Annotated in this window: 21 protein-coding genes and 1 pseudogene; 7 read left to right on the top strand and 15 right to left on the bottom strand. The window is 62.7% G+C overall.

What is annotated here, in order from left to right:
- Nucleotides 1-2 precede the first annotated feature (2 nt).
- The 6 genes and pseudogenes from NL532_RS18390 to NL532_RS18365 all read right to left on the bottom strand — a co-directional run bounded on the left by NL532_RS18390 (nt 3) and on the right by NL532_RS18365 (nt 4,786).
- Nucleotides 3-833, bottom strand: coding sequence for an ABC transporter permease (locus NL532_RS18390; RefSeq protein ID WP_023755278.1), 831 nt, complete (start codon nt 831-833; stop codon nt 3-5).
- Entirely contained in the window at nt 830-1,546 is a 717-nt protein-coding gene (locus NL532_RS18385; protein ID WP_023669007.1) for an ABC transporter permease, read from the bottom strand. Before NL532_RS18385 ends, NL532_RS18390 begins: the two co-directional genes overlap by 4 nt.
- A gap of 75 nt (nt 1,547-1,621) precedes the next feature.
- Nucleotides 1,622-2,406, bottom strand: a pseudogene (locus tag NL532_RS18380) (ABC transporter substrate-binding protein).
- A 319-nt stretch (nt 2,407-2,725) separates the two neighbouring features.
- Nucleotides 2,726-3,229, bottom strand: a complete 504-nt coding sequence (mobB, locus tag NL532_RS18375) for a molybdopterin-guanine dinucleotide biosynthesis protein B (RefSeq protein ID WP_023708354.1) — start codon at nt 3,227-3,229, stop codon at nt 2,726-2,728.
- Entirely contained in the window at nt 3,226-3,858 is a 633-nt protein-coding gene (gene mobA / locus NL532_RS18370; RefSeq protein WP_023829844.1) for a molybdenum cofactor guanylyltransferase MobA, read from the bottom strand. Before mobA ends, mobB begins: the two co-directional genes overlap by 4 nt.
- A 7-nt stretch (nt 3,859-3,865) precedes the next feature.
- A complete protein-coding gene (locus NL532_RS18365) occupies nt 3,866-4,786 on the bottom strand; it encodes a DMT family transporter (protein ID WP_023708356.1) in 921 nt (306 codons plus the stop codon).
- On the opposite strand from NL532_RS18365, the gene NL532_RS18360 reads away from it, so the two are divergent.
- Complete coding sequence (locus NL532_RS18360; protein ID WP_196813887.1) at nt 4,737-4,949, top strand: hypothetical protein; 213 nt, start codon at nt 4,737-4,739, stop codon at nt 4,947-4,949. The genes NL532_RS18365 and NL532_RS18360 overlap by 50 nt on opposite strands.
- A 64-nt stretch (nt 4,950-5,013) precedes the next feature.
- On the opposite strand, the gene NL532_RS18355 is transcribed toward NL532_RS18360, so the two are convergent.
- The 3 genes from NL532_RS18355 to moaA all read right to left on the bottom strand — a co-directional run bounded on the left by NL532_RS18355 (nt 5,014) and on the right by moaA (nt 7,012).
- Nucleotides 5,014-5,370 carry a hypothetical protein gene (locus tag NL532_RS18355; RefSeq protein WP_023669002.1) on the bottom strand — a complete coding sequence of 119 codons (357 nt, stop codon included), beginning with the start codon at nt 5,368-5,370 and terminating at the stop codon, nt 5,014-5,016.
- Between the two features lie 121 nt (nt 5,371-5,491).
- Nucleotides 5,492-5,962 (bottom strand): hypothetical protein, encoded by a 471-nt coding sequence (locus tag NL532_RS18350; protein WP_023734704.1) that lies wholly within the window; start codon nt 5,960-5,962, stop codon nt 5,492-5,494.
- Nucleotides 5,963-6,016: 54 nt separating this feature from the next.
- The gene (moaA, locus tag NL532_RS18345) at nt 6,017-7,012 is read right to left on the bottom strand and encodes a GTP 3',8-cyclase MoaA (protein ID WP_031203505.1); all 996 of its coding nucleotides are present in this window, start codon (nt 7,010-7,012) and stop codon (nt 6,017-6,019) included.
- 200 nt (nt 7,013-7,212) lie between these two features.
- On the opposite strand from moaA, the gene NL532_RS18340 reads away from it, so the two are divergent.
- Both NL532_RS18340 and NL532_RS18335 read left to right on the top strand, forming a co-directional pair.
- Entirely contained in the window at nt 7,213-7,566 is a 354-nt protein-coding gene (locus NL532_RS18340) for a gamma-butyrobetaine hydroxylase family protein (RefSeq protein ID WP_023668999.1), read from the top strand.
- A 65-nt stretch (nt 7,567-7,631) separates the two neighbouring features.
- Nucleotides 7,632-8,243 (top strand): pyridoxamine 5'-phosphate oxidase family protein, encoded by a 612-nt coding sequence (locus NL532_RS18335; RefSeq protein WP_023682499.1) that lies wholly within the window; start codon nt 7,632-7,634, stop codon nt 8,241-8,243.
- Nucleotides 8,244-8,269: 26 nt separating this feature from the next.
- On the opposite strand, the gene NL532_RS18330 is transcribed toward NL532_RS18335, so the two are convergent.
- Nucleotides 8,270-8,722, bottom strand: a complete 453-nt coding sequence (locus NL532_RS18330; protein ID WP_023682500.1) for a MarR family winged helix-turn-helix transcriptional regulator — start codon at nt 8,720-8,722, stop codon at nt 8,270-8,272.
- A gap of 48 nt (nt 8,723-8,770) precedes the next feature.
- Here NL532_RS18330 and NL532_RS18325 point away from each other — a divergent pair, with 48 nt between their 5' ends.
- Nucleotides 8,771-9,679, top strand: coding sequence for an alpha/beta hydrolase (locus NL532_RS18325; RefSeq protein ID WP_023829842.1), 909 nt, complete (start codon nt 8,771-8,773; stop codon nt 9,677-9,679).
- Between the two features lie 45 nt (nt 9,680-9,724).
- On the opposite strand, the gene NL532_RS18320 is transcribed toward NL532_RS18325, so the two are convergent.
- Both NL532_RS18320 and NL532_RS18315 read right to left on the bottom strand, forming a co-directional pair.
- Nucleotides 9,725-10,123, bottom strand: a complete 399-nt coding sequence (locus tag NL532_RS18320) for a rhodanese-like domain-containing protein (RefSeq protein WP_023829841.1) — start codon at nt 10,121-10,123, stop codon at nt 9,725-9,727.
- Between the two features lie 62 nt (nt 10,124-10,185).
- Nucleotides 10,186-10,794 carry a TetR/AcrR family transcriptional regulator gene (locus NL532_RS18315; protein ID WP_023710494.1) on the bottom strand — a complete coding sequence of 203 codons (609 nt, stop codon included), beginning with the start codon at nt 10,792-10,794 and terminating at the stop codon, nt 10,186-10,188.
- A 101-nt stretch (nt 10,795-10,895) separates the two neighbouring features.
- Between NL532_RS18315 and NL532_RS18310 the strand changes: the two genes are divergently transcribed.
- Nucleotides 10,896-11,642 (top strand): 3-oxoacyl-ACP reductase family protein, encoded by a 747-nt coding sequence (locus tag NL532_RS18310; protein WP_023829840.1) that lies wholly within the window; start codon nt 10,896-10,898, stop codon nt 11,640-11,642.
- 212 nt (nt 11,643-11,854) lie between these two features.
- Nucleotides 11,855-13,735: a L,D-transpeptidase family protein gene (locus tag NL532_RS18305; RefSeq protein WP_023745073.1), complete on the top strand. Its 1,881-nt coding sequence runs from the start codon at nt 11,855-11,857 to the stop codon at nt 13,733-13,735.
- A gap of 97 nt (nt 13,736-13,832) precedes the next feature.
- On the opposite strand, the gene NL532_RS18300 is transcribed toward NL532_RS18305, so the two are convergent.
- From NL532_RS18300 to NL532_RS18290, 3 genes are all read right to left on the bottom strand, one after another.
- Complete coding sequence (locus tag NL532_RS18300) at nt 13,833-14,303, bottom strand: hypothetical protein (protein ID WP_023668992.1); 471 nt, start codon at nt 14,301-14,303, stop codon at nt 13,833-13,835.
- Nucleotides 14,304-14,395: 92 nt separating this feature from the next.
- Nucleotides 14,396-15,136 (bottom strand): lysozyme inhibitor LprI family protein, encoded by a 741-nt coding sequence (locus tag NL532_RS18295; protein ID WP_050590424.1) that lies wholly within the window; start codon nt 15,134-15,136, stop codon nt 14,396-14,398.
- An 84-nt stretch (nt 15,137-15,220) separates the two neighbouring features.
- A complete protein-coding gene (locus NL532_RS18290; protein WP_023690752.1) occupies nt 15,221-15,478 on the bottom strand; it encodes a PepSY domain-containing protein in 258 nt (85 codons plus the stop codon).
- Nucleotides 15,479-15,835: 357 nt separating this feature from the next.
- On the opposite strand from NL532_RS18290, the gene NL532_RS18285 reads away from it, so the two are divergent.
- Nucleotides 15,836-17,608, top strand: coding sequence for an adenylate/guanylate cyclase domain-containing protein (locus NL532_RS18285; protein WP_023734710.1), 1,773 nt, complete (start codon nt 15,836-15,838; stop codon nt 17,606-17,608).
- The last annotated feature ends 94 nt before the right edge of the window (nt 17,609-17,702 follow it).

Here is a 17,702-nt window from a genome sequence, read left to right as displayed (position 1 = left end):
GCTCAGCGGATCAGATGAATGGTGATCCGCCGCTCGATCCATTCGACGCCATGTCGCAGGATCTCGACCATCACCAGATAGACGATGGCGACCCAGACATAGGCCTGGAAGTCGAAGGACTTGGCGTAGGCCAGCTTGGCGTTGCCCATCAAATCATAGACGGTGATGATGGCAACGATGGCGGAGGCCTTGATCATCAAGACGAGTTCATTGCCGTAGGGCCGGAGCGCCACGATAAACGCCTGCGGCAGGATGACCTTGCGCAGCGTCTGCAATTTGTGCAGGCCGAGCGAAGCAGCGCCCTCCCATTGGCCTCTCGGAACACTTTCTATGGCGCCGCGCAGGATTTCGGCCTGGTAGGCGGCGGTGTTGAGCGCGAAGGCAAACACACCGCAATTGAAGGCGTCGCGGAAGAACCACCACAGTCCGACGGATTCGAGCTGCACCCGGAATGAGCCCAGGCCGTAATAGACGAGATAGACCTGGACGAGCAGTGGCGTGCCGCGGAAGAAATAGACGTAGCAATAGGCCAGGACGGACAAATAGCGGTTCGTTGACATGCGGGCATAGGTGACGGGCAGCGAAAAAAGCGCGCCGAGCACCATCGAGATGGCCACCAGCGCAAGCGTGGTTCCCAAGCCCTGCAGATAGGCAGGCGCGTATCTGGCGAAGAACTCGCCATTCCAAGCGTAAACCAGATAGACGGCGATGCCGATGCCGAACAGGATCCAGAAGCCCACCAGCGCGTAGCCGACGATACGGGCCCGCGGCCAGCCCCGCGCCCGTGGTGGTGGCTTCTCTATGTCGACGGCGGCGCGCGTCACGACGCTCATCGTGCCTCCCTCCGCCCGAGCGAACGCAGGATGAAGCCGGTGGCGATCGACGACAGGATGGCAAGGATAAGGAACACCATCGCCGCGACGCTGTAGAACAGGAAGGAATGTTTGGTGACACGGGCCGCCACGCCGGCGTTGCGCAAGGTTTCAGCCAGATTGACGACCGACACCAGGGCCGTGTCCTTGAGCAGGCTCAGCCAGCAATTCTCAAGGCCGGGGAAGGCGATGCGCAGCAGCTGCGGCAGGATCACCTTGCGCATCGTCTGCCATTTCGACAGCCCGATCGCATAGCCGCCCTCATACTGGCCCTTCGGAATGGCGCGAAAGGCCGACAGGAAGACTTCGCTGGAATACGACGAAAAGATCAGCGACAGCACGATCATGCCGGCGAGGAAGCTGTCGACATCGACCGTCGCTTCCGGCCTGAACAGACGGATGACATACTGCAAGAGGATCGGCATGCCGAAGAAGAACAGGAAAAGCGTCACCAGTTCCGGCAGTCCGCGAAACACCGTGGTGTAGATGTTGGCAGCCACGCGAAGCGACGGCTCTTCGGATTGTTTTGCCCAGGCGACGAAAAAGCCGATCGTCAGGCCGATCGGCAGTGTCGCCAGCGCGAGCGCAATGGTGACCAGTGCGCCATAGGCAATATCGTCAATCCAGCCATCGGGTCCCCAAGTGAGAAGTATCCATATGTTCTGGCTTGGCATTGACGGGTCTTGTCTCCACTTCTGTCAGGCCAAGGCGGCAGCAGGAAATTTCCCCTGCCGCCTTGTTTCAGACGTTCAGGACTCGGCGCCGAAGACGTCGAACTTGAAGTACTTGTCGTTGATTTCCTTGTACTTTCCGTTAGCGCGGATTGCGTCGATGGCGCTGTTCAACTTGTTGACCAGATCCGTCTCGCCCTTGCGCACGGCGATGCCGGCGCCCGGTCCAAAGATATCGACCGGCTGCGGCGAGGGCTGGCCGAGAATCTTGCAGCAGGCGCCATCAGGCGAATCCAGGAACTGCTGCAACACGACGATATCGTCCTCGATCGCGTCGAGACGCCCGTTGGCGAGATCGGCCTGCTCTTCGGGGCTGCTCGGATAGCCCTTGACCGTGCTGTCCGTATAGGTTTTCGAGGCGTAATTGAAATGCGTCGTCGTGGTTGCGACGCCGATGGTCTTGCCGGCCAGGTCTTCCTTGGTCACGCCCTTGAGGGTCGAATCCTTGGGTACCGCGATCGCCGACGGCGTGTTGTAGTATTTGTGGGTGAAGTCGACCTTCTCGGCGCGCTCCGGCGTGATCGACATCGAGGCGACGATGGCGTCGAACTTGCCGGCCTGCAGAGCCGGAATGATGCCGTCCCAATCCTGGGCGACGAAGGTGCACTTGACCTTCATCTCGTCGCAGAGCGCCTTGGCGATGTCGATGTCGAAGCCCACGAGCTGGCCGTCCGAGGTCAGGTTGTTGAATGGGGGTAGGCGCCTTCGGTGCCGATTCTCAGGGTCGTTTCCTGAGCCTGGGCGACGCCGAGCGTCAGCAGCGCAGCCGATGCGGCGAGCGCGATACGCAGTGCAATACGCATGATAGTCCTCTCTTTATGGCTCCCGGCCGTCGTTCCGGAACGGCTCTGTGGGGCGGTGCTTTTGACCGCCCGCTGGCGCGATACTCCCACTGTTTTCGGGAGAAAAGCAACTGTAAAACCGTTGCTTGCGGGATTTGCGGGTCCAGCCAATGCCGACGCCGGGTTAATGCATGTCGCCCAAAAGTGCGCAGCGGTTTTGGGACGACGACATGCATAAATAAAACAACCTGAAGCGCGTCGCATGAGGCCGTTCAGGCGCGACGCGCTTAGACAATGCAACGGCGGAAGAGGGCGGCTGACCCGGGCGAGGGCAGGGGCCTCAAGGTTTGAGGCCGGTCATGCTCTCGATGAAGTCGGCTATCCCTCCCGTGTCGTCGAGATCGAACACAGGCAGGCTTTCGCCGGTAACCGCGAAGTCGGCGGCAATCGCCACGATATGTCCGTCGTTCGCCGACAGCGGCGAGCGGTCCTTGGCCTCCCGCCGCCGGGTCTCGATCTTTTTGTGCGCCTCGCGCTTGTAGCCTTCGACCAGCACGATGTCGCACGGGGCCAACCGCGACAGGACCGTCTCCAGCGTCGGCTCGTCCTCACCGCGCAATTCATGCATCAGCGCCCAGCGTTTGCCCGACACCACCGCGACTTCGGTGGCGCCCGCCTGGCGGTGACGAAAGCTGTCGGCGCCAGGCTTGTCGATGTCGAACTCATGATGGGCGTGTTTGACCGTCGACACTGTCCAGCCGCGCCGGACGAGCTCTGTGACCAGCTTCTCGGTCAGTGTGGTCTTGCCGGAATTCTTCCAGCCGGTGATGCCGAAGATGTTCATGGGCCGATGCTCTGCAACAGACGCTCGGCCACCGCAAGGTCGTGCGGTGTGTTGATGTTGAAGAACGGGTCGATCTCGTCACTGCCGTGGGCCAGCAACGGAAATTCCACTTCGACACAGTCGTGCCGCTCGATGAAGGCGGAGACGCGCCTGTTGTCCTCGTCGATCAGGAAATGACGCAAGGCCTCACGCAGCCCGAGCGGCCACAGCGCGAAGGTCGGATGCTGCCGGCCGCCGGAACTGGCAACCGCCATCGAGCCCGGCCGACTGGTCGCGGCAGCGGCCAGCTTTGCCACCAGATCCACCGGCAGGAACGGCGTGTCGCCGGCGGCCGTCGCCAATGCCTTGAAAGCGGTATTCGCTGCCGCCCATTCGAGGCCGGTGAGGATTCCGGCAAGCGGTCCGGCATAGCCTTCGACCGTATCGGCGAGAACCGGAAGACCGGCCGCGGCGAAGCGCGCCGGGTCACCATTGGCGCTGACCGCCAGCGATCCGACCTGCGGCGCCAGGCGGGCAACGACATGGTCGAGAAGCGGACGCCCGCCAAGCCCCAGCAAAGTCTTGTCGCCGCCGCCCATGCGCCGTGACAGGCCTCCGGCGAGGATAATTCCTGCAATGTCTTGGCTCATGGCCAAACTATATGCCGTCCGGCGCCATGTCGGGTCCAGCGCTTTCGGCTGCGGGTTTTTGCCGGCCGGCGACCCGCTCGCGATAGAGCGCGTAGAGGCCGGAGCCGATGATGATGGCGGAGCCGAAGATCATCGGCAGGTCGGGAACATCGCCGAAGATGATGAGGCCAAGCAGCATCGACCAAAAGAGGGCGGTGTAGCGGAATGGCGCAATGAAGGAGATGTCGCCGGCCCGCATTGCCATGATGATGAACTGGTAGCCGATCAGCACCAGCACCGCCGCCAATGCCAACAGTGCCGTGCCTTTGCCGGACATCGGCGTCCAGCCACCCATCGGCGACAGCAGCACGGCGCCAACGATGGTCATGGCGATTGCCGTTGCCGTCGACACCAGCAAGGTCGGGATAGCCCTCGGGATGCGCTTGGTGGCGAGGTCACGTACTGCGCAACAGGCGACGCTGACGAGTGCGTACAGCGAATAGACGCTGAAGCCTTCGAAGCCTGGTCGCACGATGATCAGCACGCCGCCGAAGCCGACGGCGATCGCCAGCCAGCGCCGCCAGCCGACCGCTTCGCTGAATACGAGTGCCGCCCCCATCGTCACCGCCAGCGGCAGCGCCTGCAGCACCGCGGAGACATTGGCGATCGGCAGATGCGCCAATGCGACAAGGAAGGCGACGGTGGCGCCGGCCTCGGCGATCACGCGCAATGCCACCAGCGGCTGCAGCATCGAGCCCGGCCGTGCGAGCGCGCCTTGCTGCCAGGCGAGCAGGCCGACGAGCAGCGACGCAAAGGCGCCGCGCACCAGCATGACTTGCGCCATGTTCATCGATTCCGACGAGAACTTGGTAATGGCGTCGTTGAGGGTGAAGCCGATCATGGCCACCATCATGCACAGCGCGCCGCGAATGTTTGGGGAAAGAGGCAAGGGCGTTACCGGTTTGCAAGAGCAATTCCAGGAAAAGTGTGAAACTGTTTTCCGTCCGGAATTGCGTGAAAACAAAGAACAAAGCGGTTCGACGTTTCGGCGAAACGGTGAACCGCTCAAGCCTGTAGCAGCCGGCGGCAAGACAGCAACGTCAAAGAAATAGGCCACGGATGCTCACCCGTGGCCCCTAGAAATCCCTGAGAGGGCTGGCCGGATGACCGGCAGCCTTATTTCGGCGTCAGCACCTCGGTGCCGCTGCCGTTCTTACCGGCGATGGTCCACAGGCCGTGCAGCGAGCCGTCATCCTCTACCTTGTAGACGACGAGACCGATTTCCTTGCCCATGACATAGCCGGCGGAGAAGGCATCGTCGTTGCGCATGCAGATGCCGTCCGACGATGATCCGCCCGTCTCCCAATGGATGGTGCAGGTGGTCTCGCTGGTCAGCGTGATGGTGGCTTCGCCGCCATATTTCGAGCCGTCGAAATTGGTGCCCGCGACGGTGTAGCTGCCACCGATGGACTGTGCTGCTGCCGGCGCGGCGGCAAACCCAAGCATTGCAAGAGAAAGTAAGAATGTGCGCATGTCGTATTCCCCCAAACCGAGCGACGAGCCGCTATGTCCAGGAATCTAGGCTCGAACGCGCTTGCGGTAAATCCGCCAGCTATATGCGCATGAGACTTTTTCTGGTGTGTGTCCGAAAAGCTCACGGTCCTTTGAGGCTGCCGGCGATGGCGCCGACCAGCGGATCGTATTTCGCTTTAACGGCCGGCGGATAGTCGATCCGCACGGTGCGGATGACGCCGTCCTTGCCGAACAGGCGCCGTTCGTAAAAGATCTTGCCATCCTTCAGTCCCGGCAGCACCGCCCAGTTCTTGCCGGTCTTGCTGTAGCTGATCTGGTAGCCCGCTTCCTTGATTGCCTTCTCCTCGGCGACGAAGCTCTTTGGGGTGTCGTCACTGACGTTGAAAATACCGGAGCAGATCAGGCTGGCGCCGTCGGCGCTGAGCCATTGCTGTCCGTCGCGATTGTACGGCTCGGGCTGGCGATCGGTGAAGATGTCGTCGGGAAAGGTGCAGACCGTGCCGAAGCGCGCATTGGTGTAGGTGAACGGCGCTGCATTGGCGCTGCCTGCCGCGATCAGTGCAACTGCCAATCCAATGGAAAGACGCTTCATTCGATGTCTCCAGCCAACAATGGGAGACACTCCTTGCACCAAATCTCGGAAAAATCAGCCGCCGGTGACGCTCATATGCCTGGATACCGAGGGGCGGCTGGTGCGGCGGTCGATGATGAAATCATGGCCCTTCGGCTTGCGGCCGATCGCTTCGTCGATGGCAGCAGCGACCAGCTCGTTGCCTTCGGAGGCACGCAACGGCGCGCGCAGGTCGGCGGCATCCTCCTGACCCAGGCACATATAGAGCGTGCCGGTGCAGGTCAGCCGCACGCGGTTGCAGCTTTCGCAGAAATTATGCGTCATCGGCGTGATGAAGCCCAGCCTGCCGCCGGTCTCTGCGACATGGACGTAGCGGGCCGGACCGCCGGTCTTGTAGGGGATGTCGCTCAGCGTGAACTGGCGCTCGAGCGAAGCGCGCAGCAGCGATAGCGGCAGATACTGGTCGGTCCGGTCGGCGTCGATCTCGCCCATCGGCATGGTTTCGATGACGGTCAAGTCCATGCCGCGGCCATGCGCCCAGCGCATCATCTCCGGCAGATCGACGTCGTTGAAGTCCTTCAGCGCAACGGCGTTGAGCTTCACCTTCAGCCCCGCCGCCTGCGCGGCATCGATGCCTTGCATGACCTTGCCGAGATGGCCCCAGCGGGTGATGGCGTGGAACTTGTCGGCATCGAGCGTGTCGAGCGAGACATTGATGCGCTCGACACCGCAATCGGCAAGCTCGGCGGCAAAGCGCGACAGCTGCGAGCCATTGGTGGTCAGCGTCAACTCTTCCAGCGCGCCGCTCTTCAAGTGCCGCGACAGCTGGCGCACCAGATGCATGATGTTCTTGCGCACCAGCGGCTCGCCGCCGGTGAGGCGCAGTTTGCGCACGCCCTTTTCGATGAAGACGGTGCAGAGCCGGTCGAGTTCCTCGAGCGACAGCAGGTCCTTTTTGGGCAGGAACGCCATGTCCTCGGCCATGCAATAGGTGCAGCGGAAATCGCAGCGGTCGGTGACCGACACGCGCAAGTAGCTGATCGTGCGACCGAAGGGATCGATCATGTCCATGCGTTCAAGCGTTTCCAATGCTGCGAGTGGTGCCGTTATATACGGCTATGTGATACGATCCAACCCGCCATTCAAGATAGCCGCTCTCGATCTTTGGTGACATTCCCCGGCCGACATCCGATGTCGGCCGGGTCCAAATGGCCTTTTCCGCTCGCGCGAAGCAGCGTAGGGAATGGCGGATCGATGCGGGATGCAGAACAATGACGGCGCCGAAGGAACTCAGGGTCTCGAAGGACAGAAAACTGCTGTCCGTCACCTTTCCCGATCATCGGCCGTTCGAACTGCCGGCCGAACTGCTGCGCGTCGCTTCACCCTCGGCCGAGGTGCAGGGCCATTCGCCGGACCAGCGGGTGACGGTTCCCGGCAAGCGTAACGTTGCTATCCTGAAGATCGAGCCGGTCGGCAACTACGCCGTGCGCATCACCTTCGACGATTTTCACGACACCGGCATCTTCACCTGGAATTACCTGCACACGCTTGGCCACGAAAAGGACGCGCGCTGGAATGCCTATCTCGCCGAGCTCCAGGAGAAGGGACTGAGCCGCGACCGCTAGTTCGGCACTGTCGGCAAAACGTCATTGACTGGGGGTAACGCTGGCAACAGTTCGGAGACGGGAAAATGTCTGACATCACCACGGTCGAACAGCTCGAAGCCCTCTACGGCCTGCCCGGCGAAGCGTCGACGGTCAAGGAACTCGACCACGTCATTCCCGAATATGCCGCCTTCATCGAAGCCTCGCCTTTTGTCGCTTTGGCGACGAGCGGGCCGGAAGGGCTGGACTGCTCGCCGCGCGGCGATCTCGCCGGCTTTGTGCGCATGCATGACCCGAGAACGCTGATGATGCCGGACCGACGCGGCAACAACCGCGCCGATTCGCTTAAGAACATCATCCGCGATCCGCGCGTCGGACTGCTGTTTCTTGTGCCGGGTTCGGGCACGACGCTGCGCGTCAACGGCCGCGCCCGCATCACCACCGACGCCGCGCTTTGCGCCTCCTTCGCCGTCGAAGGCAAGCCGGCGCGCTCGGTCACCGTGGTCGATGTCGATTCGGTCTATTTCCAGTGCGCCCGCGCGATCGTCCGTTCGGAGCTGTGGAATCCGGCAAAGCACGTCGACCCGAAATCGCTGCCGACACCCGGAACAATCCTGGAAGTCACCAGCCGCAAGAATATCGATGCCGGTACTTACGACAAGGAATGGCCGGAGCGGGCGAAGAAGACGATGTGGTGAGGTGGGAGGCGCGTGGATCGAACGGCTCAGGTATCCTTCAGCACGTCATAGATCTTGCGCATCTGTTCGCCGATCATGTCGCACTGTTCCGCCGTCGACTGGCTCATCGCCTTTTCGATCAGCGCCATATGCACCTTCAGCGCTTTCATCAGGAGCTCCGTGCCGGCCTCGGTAAGCGTCAGCCGCAGCACGCGCTTGTCTTTCTCGTCGCCTTCGCGGCGCAGCAGGCCGCGCGCCTCGAGCTGCGGCAACAGCATGGTGATGTTGGAGCGGCCGACCAGCAGTTTGCGGGCGAGATCGTGCTGCGACATGCCGGGATGGCGATAGAGGTTCATCAGCACGTCGAGCTGCGCCGGCTTGAGATCCAGCGGCGCCAGCTTTACCGCCAGCGTACGCTCCAGCACATGGCAGGCGCGCGCCACCGCGACCCAGTTGCGAAAGCGCGGGTTGTCCCAGGGCAGCTCTTGTTTAATGTTCATGTTTGAACTATTATGTTCATGCTTGAACGGAATGGATGGATCGCCACTATGGCATCATTTGGACTGAAGGTCATCCGGGGCGTGTTCCGCGCCGCCGAGCATGTGGCGCCCCGCCTGAGCGGGCGCGCCGCCTTCGAACTGTTCTGCCGCACGCCCAGCGTCAAGGCGCTCAGCGACGGTGAACGGCGTGCGGTCGACCGCGCCGCCGGCTTCATGGCCGAGGCGCGCCATCATCGGCTGCCGACCAAGGCCGGCTGCGTCATGGTGCACGAATTCCGGCCCGAGCCGGGCAGGGCGTCCGCCGGCACGGTGCTGGTCGTCCATGGCTGGCGTTCGCGCACGGAATATATGCGCGCTCTGATCGAAGGTTTTCGCGATGCGGGCTACCGGGTCGCCTCGCTCGACCTGCCGGGCCATGGCCAGTCGCTGGGCCGGCATCTCAACATGGTCAATGCGGTCGAGGCGGTCAGGGTCGCCGGCGAATGGTTCGGTCCGTTCAAGGCGATCGTCGGCCATTCCTTCGGTGGCGCCGTCGCCGCCAATGCCATTGCCGGTTCGATCAAGGGTATCCAGCCCGTCGCGGCCGAGCGGCTGGTGCTGGTCGCCGCGCCAAGTTCCCTGCCGGCGATCTTCGCCGACTTCAGCCGCATGCTCAATGTCGGTCCGCGTTCGCAGGTTTCCATGGCCGATCAGGTGAAAAGGCTGTCGGGCCGGCCGCTGCATGAATTCACCGGCGACCGCCAGTTGGCTGAGGCGCCGGTGCCGACGCTGGTCATCCACGCGCCGGACGACCGCGAAGTCCCCGCCGATCATGCCACACGTTATGCCGGCGCCGGCAGCCATGTGCGGCTGCACTGGGCCGATGGGCTCGGCCACCGTCGCATTCTCGCCGACAAAGGTGTTGTCGAACGCGCTGTGACTTTTGTCAAAAACGAGCGCGAGCTGATACTGCATTGATTCCAATGGGTGTATTGTCGACTCCGACAACGCCGGAGCGGTGAGCTAACCGTTCTTCTTGCCGCCAGGCTCGACGGGCAATCCGGCCGCCTTCCAGGCGGTATAGCCGCCAAGGATGTGCTTGACCGGCGACAGCCCCATATCCTGCGCCGTCTTGGTGGCCAGCGCCGAGCGCCAGCCGCCGGCGCAAAAGAAGACGAAGCTTTTGCCCGAGGCAAAGAACGGCTTGTGGTAAGGGCTTTCGGGATCGATCCAGAATTCCAGCATGCCGCGAGTGACATGTTTGGCGCCGGGGATCTGGCCTTCCCGCTCGATCTCGCGTGGATCGCGCAGGTCGACGAAGATGGTGTCCTCGTCGTCGAGCAGCCCGGCCGCTTCCTCGGGCGAGACCACCTCGATCTCGGCATTGGCCTCGTCGAGCAACTCGCGATACCCTTTTTTCACGGATGATCCCTCCCGGCGCATTTCGCCGCCGACTGGATTTCCAGCACAAGCTCCGCGGTTTGTCACGCTGTTCCGACCAGCCCCTGCCACGCCGCCATCGCTCCGGCCACTGTGGCCATCAGCGCTTCGCACGAGGCGCCGTCGCGGGCCTGGATCGACATGCCGTGCTGGACCGTCGCATAGAAGGTCGCCGCCGCGTTGCTGTCGAAGCCCGCTGGCAATTCGCCTTCCGCCACACCGCGTTCCAGCCGTCTCAGCAAGAGGGTGTGGTTTTCGGCGCGGCGGCGGCGCAAATCATCGCAGATCGCGCCGCTGCTTGAATCCTGGTGCAGTGCGCCCAGCGCGATGAGACAGCCCTGCGGGCGGTCGTCCTGAGAGTACGCTTTTGCCGTCTGGCGCAGGAAATTCTCGATCGCCTGGCATGCCGTCGGCGCTTCGTCCAGCGCGCTCCAGATCTCGGTGCCTTCGTTGCGGGTGTAATACTCGGTCGCTTCCAGAAACAGCGCCTCCTTGCTGCCGAAGGCGGCATAGAGGCTGGGCGAGCTGATCCCCATCGCCGCGGTCAGGTCGGCGATCGAGGTGCCCTCATAACCTTTGGCCCAGAACAGCTCCATCGCCTGCCGCAAGGCGGCGGTTCGATCGAAGGTGCGGGGGCGGCCTCTTTCCGGCATGGCGCTCTTTTCTGTGTTGATCGATACATAATTCACTTGACGTCGCCAGGCAAGGCTGCCAGATATTTATGTATCGAACGTTACATAAAAGGAGAAATGACATGTCAGCGAACGGATTGAACGGCAAGGCAGCACTGGTCACCGGCGGCAGCCGCGGCATTGGTGCTGCGATTGCCAAACGGCTCGCGGCCGATGGCGCCGACGTCGCCATCACCTACGTCAACAGCGCGGCGCCGGCCCAAGCTGTCGTCGCCGAGATTATAGCGGCAGGTGGTCGCGCGATCGCCATTCAGGCCGACAATCGCGACGCTGCCGCCATCGAAAATTCGGTCACCGAGGCGGTGAATGCCTTCGGCCGGCTCGACATCCTCGTCAACAGCGCCGGCATCTGGCGCGCGGCGCCCATCGAACAGATGTCGCTGGCCGACTTCGATGAAACCATTGAGGTCAATCTGAGAGCGCCGTTCGTGGCCTCGAAGGCGGCAGCGGCTCACATGGGCGAGGGAGGCCGCATCATTTCGATCGGCAGCAATCTGGCGGAGCGCGTCACCGACACCAACCTAAGCGCGTATTCGACCAGCAAGGCAGCGCTCGTCGGCCTGACCAAGGCGCTGGCGCGAGACCTCGGTCCGCGCGGAATCACCGCCAATGTCGTTCATCCCGGTTCGACCGACACCGACATGAACCCGGCCGAAGGCCCGCATGCCGAACACCAGCGGCGGAAGATGGCGACGCCCCGCTTCGGCAAGGCTGACGAGATCGCCGGCATGGTTGCCTGGCTCGCCGGTCCGGAAGGGCGCTTCGTCACCGGCGCCGCGCTCACCATCGACGGTGGCGCCAACGCCTGAAGCAGCAGCCGCTTTGACCGGTCTGGAGCGGCAACGCCGCTCCAGACGTCACGATGTTGTGAAACCGTTCTGCAACAGGCCTGCGGAAATTTATGGAAGCTTAACGAAATCGGTATGAATCGGTATAGTAGCGCCTTACATCCGCCATGCGGTTGGCAAGATCGTCTAGCGGCGCGGAACGGGAGCCGGCTTGCAGCCGGAGCGGGTGATTAATGAAATTCCTCGGAAATAAAGCCACCGTGATGCCGCTTGCAGTGGCGGCAGCACTGGCCTTCGGTGTGCCGCAGGCAAGCGCGCAAGGCCTGTTCGACATGCTGTTCGGCGGTGGCGTCAAGCACAGGCCGCAAGGCGAATTCCCGCCGCCGCCAAAGCGCAAGCCGAAGCCCGCCGTATCGGGCGGCGGCGGCACCAGGATCAGCAGCCCGTCCTACTACACCTACAAGGCCGACCGGCTGGTGCGCGTCGACTTTGCCGCGTTGGTGGCAGCACCTCCCCAGGTGGCAACAGCTGAAGACGCCGCCTTTGTGCCGTCGGCGACCAGCACTGCCTTCCGCGAAGCCGTTGCAGGCCTCAGTGACTATGAACTCTATGCCGAGCCCGATATCGCCAAGGCACTGATTGCCTATTACTCTGCCAATCCTGATTTCATCTGGGTGAACGAGGGCAATCCCAATGCCCGCGCCCAGGATGCGGTGCGGGTGCTTGGCGAAGCCGCAAGCTATGGTCTCACGTCGGCCGACTACACGCTCGAGGTGCCGGCAGCCAACGCATCGGCAGTCGATGCCGACGCCCATCTGAAGGAACTCGTCCGCTTCGAGATGGCGCTGTCGGCGCGCGTACTGCGCTATGCCCGTGACGCCCAGAGCGGGCGCGTCGATCCCAATCGCATCACCGGCTACTATGAATTTCCGCCGAAGCCGGTCGACATGGAAGGCGCGCTCAAGACGCTGGCCCACACCCAGGAAGTGCGCACCTACCTCGAATCGCGGCACCCGCAGAACGCGGAATATCAGGCGCTGCGCGTCGAACTTGAATCGCTGCAGGCGAGCGCCGAAAACGAAATAGTCGTCGATCCCAAGCTGTTGCTGAAGCCCGGCGAGACCAGCGCCGAACTGCCGAAGCTGCTGACGCTGATCGCGCGCAATCTCGACGACGAGATGGGCGGCGCCTATGGCGAGATCCTGTCTCGTCTCGGCACCAGCGATGTCTATGTTCCCGAACTGGTTCCGATCATCAAGGCCGTGCAGGTGAAGGCCGGCATGAAGGGCGATGGGGTCATCGGCCCGCGCACCGTCGCCTCGCTCGCCGGCGCATCCAAGGCAGACAGGCTGCAGAAGGTGCAGGTTGCGCTGGAAGAGTTGCGCTGGCTGCCGTCCGATCTCGGCAGCCCGCGGGTCTTCATCAACCAGCCCGCCTTCACCGCCAGCTATATCGACAATGGCGAGGAGAAGCTGAAGACCCGCGTCGTCATAGGCCGGACCACCAACCAGACCGCCTTCTTCTTCAAGGAGATCAAGCAGGTCGATTTCCATCCCTATTGGGGCGTGCCGCAGTCGATCATCGTCAACGAGATGCTGCCAAGGCTGCGTAGCGATCCGGGCTATCTCGACCGTGCCGGCTACGAGGTGACCGATTCGCGCGGCAGGCGGGTTCCCTCTTCCTCGGTCAATTGGGGCGCCTACGGCGCCAACATTCCCTACAGCGTGCGCCAGCAGCCGAGCGAAGCCAATGCGCTGGGCGAACTGAAGATCCTGTTCCCCAACAAGCACGCCATCTACATGCACGACACGCCGCAAAAATCCTTCTTCCAGCGCGATATGCGGGCGCTCAGCCATGGCTGTATTCGCCTTCAGGATCCACGTGGGATGGCGGCGGCGGTGCTCGGCGTCTCGGTCGACGACATCGCCGAAAAGCTCAAGCACGGCCATGCCAGCGAAGACGTGACACGCACGATTCCAGTCTATGTCTCCTACTTCACTGCCTGGCCGGACCTGTCCGGCAAAGTCGAATATTTCAACGACGTCTACGACCGCGACACCCGGCTGATGCAGGCGCTGGACGCGACCGAAGCGGTGCGTTCGCCGACGAGCTGAACCAGCGGAGTTCCTCGTTCAACGAAACGAGGAACTCACTTTGTCTCTCTGGTTTTATTAGATTTTTGGCCGATAGACGGTCGCCCGTTTCCTGCGATCAGCGCTGGATGAGCGGACGCCGGAAGCCGGCGTCGCGGCCCGCGATCAGCCAATAGACCAGGCCGGCTACGAGGCCGGCGGCGGCGATGATGCCGATATCGGCCCAGCGTCCGGCATCCTCTTCCGCGGCCGGCCAGACCAGGAAGAAGCCGGCTGCAGCGGCAGCGGCGCCAAACAGCATGTGCACCAGGAAATTGCGCAGGGCAAAGAATTCGGCGAGCAGCGCGAAGATCAGCGTCTGCAGGCCGGTCAGCACGATCGTCAGGAAATAGACGACCATGCCGAGCGGCGGCCACAGCAGCACGACAATGGGCGAAAATTGCATGGCGCCGAAATAGTCCGGCGCGTTGGGCAATACGGCGAGTGCGCAATATATCGCCACCACCGCGAACAATCCGATCAGCACCGAAACGAAATAGCCGGCAAGCATCATCAGGATGCGCTTCAAAACATGCTTAACCATGGCCATGCACCCCCCGTGCCCTGCAACTGTTACGCGCACTCAGCCATCAAAGGCGGATCGGCGCAAGAGTGCATCCAGCAGTGCTTTGCGGCAAATCTTCAGGCGCCGCCGCATAGATGTTGTGAATCCGGCAAAACCCATGTGCCTTTTATCGTGAGGTCGACGCCGTAATAGACCCGCCCGCGCTCGTCGCCCTGCGGACAATCCCTCGGGATCGATATCAGGCACATGACGACAGGATCGCCGGCTTTCGAACTGGCAAGGCCAGGCTCCCGCTCGTAGGAAACCCCGGCGCCGCCATTGCTGAACCGCGCCAGGCTGCCGGCTTCAGGGCCGGCGGTTTCCAGCGGGTCGTCGCCGAGCCGCGTCGTCAGCGCGGTGATGTGGGTCAAGGCGCATTGGCCGATCGACGAGGGCAGGGGCTGGTCGGGGCTGCCCGGATGGCGGGCCGCGGTGTCGAGCGCCTTCTTGCCGATCAGGGCGATGTTGTAATCCTGCACCCAGGACGGCGCATTGCCGTAGGTCTGCAGCGCATTGTTCTGGGCGCTGACGATGCAGGCGGCATCCTGCCCGCAGGCGTTCCTGTCAGTGATGAGCGCACGGGCGATCTTGCGCTTGTCGCGGCCAAAGGCTGGCTCGAAACCCGTAAAGGCCTTGGCGACCGAGGCATCAATTGCCGACAGTTGCGGGTCGGCACAGATCGCCTTTTCCACCGGCAGGCTGGCTTTGCGGCAGTCGAAGGACGGCCCGTCGGCACGCGCTGGACCAAGGCAGACCGCCCCGGCAGCAAGTGCGACGACAAGCGCAAACGAGTTGGCAATTCGATTGGAAGAAAGCATGGTCGCCCCGTTGTCCGACAACTGCCACCATTCTAGGCAAAAAACGCAGCGGACGGAATTGCCGAAGCGGTGTCGGTATCGGCGCTATTTCGGTTCGGCGGTCACGGGATCGAAGGTGATTTCGACTTTCGCCTTGTCGGCGGTGTAATAGGTGACGGTGTACCCTTCCTTGTCCCAGTCGACCTCCTTCACATAGCGAAAGCCGTCGCGCTGCTCGACCTTGGCGATGATTGCCGACAGTTTCTGGGCATTCGTCGGCGGCAGTGGGCTGTCATCCGCGGCAAAGGCCGTCGAGCCGGCCAGAAGAACGACGACACCGGTCGCCAGAACAAGATTTCGCATGATTACCCTCATTTCACGTTGGCATGAACCGCACCGGAAACTCGCAGGCAGCACAGTTTGTTCCGAGAGCTGACATCGCGCAGCTTCCGTGAAGCCCTGGATCGCCGCGCTCAGAGCGACGGCACGCCAATATTTGCGCCAACCGCCGGCCAACCATGAGTGCTGCCACGGCCCGCGCTGGACAACCCGATGGTGGTAGAGCTTTGCCCAAGACCCTGCTAGACTTCTGGTCCTGGCGGGGTGGCATGGCGCGCCAACCCCGCCGGAATCTTCATCTCTCAGCGCGCGGCGAAGTGTTTCAGGAACGGGTCGTCGCCTGTGCTGGACCAGAACCAGAAAGGGAGCGGGGGCTCGAACATGGCTGTACGGAACTACACCCGTCAGCTGGCGACAATCATTTCTATCGATGCCGTCGGGTTCTCCCGGCTGATGGGCATCGACGACGAGTCTGCTGTCGCGGCATTCGAGGAACGGCGCGACATCATCGCCGACAGCTGTGGCACATTTGGCGGCCGCACGTTCGGCGACGCCGGCGACAGCATCATGGCCGAGTTCGGCAATCCGATCGAGGCGTTGCGCGCGGCCTTTGATTTCCAGGGCCGCATCGTCGCCCTCAACGCCGAGGTTGCCGACGACATGCGCATGCCGTTTCGGGCCGGCATCAACACCGGCGACGTCATCGTGCGTGGTGGACGCCTCTACGGCGACGACGTCAACATCGCCGCGAGAATCCAGGAATTCGCGCCGGGCGACGGTCTCGCCGTTTCGGAGACGACCTGGCACCATGTGAAGGACAAGACGGCGGCCGAATTCACCGATCTCGGCGAATTCATGCTGAAGAACATCGCCTTGCCGGTGCGCGTTCTGATCGCCGGCCGCAGTGGCAACGGATCCTCGCCGGCGGCGTCGTTCGCCGCCATTCCCCAGGCCAATGCGCAGCAGAAGCTGTCGTCCAAGGGGCCGCCGGCGATCGCCGTCCTGCCCTTCCACGCCGATGGCGGCGAGCATGACATCGGCTACATGGCCGACGGCATCGCCGAGGACATCATCTATGGTCTTTCCAACACCAGATGGCTCTCGGTCATCGCCAAGGGCTCCAGCTTCCAGTTCCGCGACGACACGCTGGGCACGCGGGTGATCGGCAACGCGCTCGGCGCGCGCTACATCGTCAGCGGCACGCTGATGCGCAATGGTGGCCAGATCCGCCTCAACACCTCGCTGGCCGACGCGTCCAACGGGCGGCTGGTGTGGTCGCAGCGCTTCGATCGCGATCTGGTCGACATCTTTAACCTGCGCGACCAGATCGGCGCTGAGATCGTTTCGATCCTCGACAAGGAGGTCGACCGGGCGGAACAGGCACGCACCTTCCAGGTTCCCTGGGAAAGCCTGGAGACCTGGCAACTGGTGCGACGGGGCCGCTGGCACATGAACCGGCGCACCCGCGGCGACACCGAAACCGCACTCGAGTTCTTCCAGAAGGCCTACCGCGAGGACGCCAACTCGAGCGCCGTGCTCAACGAACTGGCGTGGTGGTATTTCTGGCGGGCATGGCTGCGTTTCGGCGACAGCGACGATTTGAACAAGGTCGAGCAGTTTGCCCGCAAGACGTTGCTGGTGGACAGCCTGGATGCGCGCCCGCACGCCCATCTCGGCGCCGTCGACATCATGCGCGGCGAACCGCGGTCGGCCGTCGACCATCTCGAGGAAGCGATCCACATCAATCCGAGCTTTGCCTTCGCGCGCTCGGCCATGGGCAGCGCCCAGCTGCTGCTCGGCAATGCCGCGACCGCGATACCGTTCTTTCTCGATACCGAGCGATTGAGCCCGTTCGACCTCTACCGCTTCCACAATCTGGGGGAACTGACGGCGGCCTATTGTCTGGTCGAGAACTGGCCGGCGGCTATCGCTGCCGCTGACCGCTCGCTCAACCTGTCTCCCGGCTATTTCTATTCCAGGTTCCTGAAGATCGGCGCGCTGATGCGAAGCGGCCGGCCGGAACAGGCGCGGCGCGAGATGACCATTTTCACCACCCGGCATCCCGATTTTTCAGAACAGCGTGTGCGCTGGATACCGTTCACCGACAAGGCCGCGAACGAGATCCTCGTCGCCAATTTCCGACTGGCCAAATGAACATGGCGTCAATGCTGGCTGGAACATGGACCAACTGTGAAAAGATTCACATACGTGCAACCGATGCAAACCTAGGCGTTGAACGGCCGGCATC

This window comes from Mesorhizobium sp. C120A, assembly GCF_030323105.1.
Classification (GTDB): domain Bacteria; phylum Pseudomonadota; class Alphaproteobacteria; order Rhizobiales; family Rhizobiaceae; genus Mesorhizobium.
This window is presented reverse-complemented; position numbering and strand designations above follow the sequence as displayed.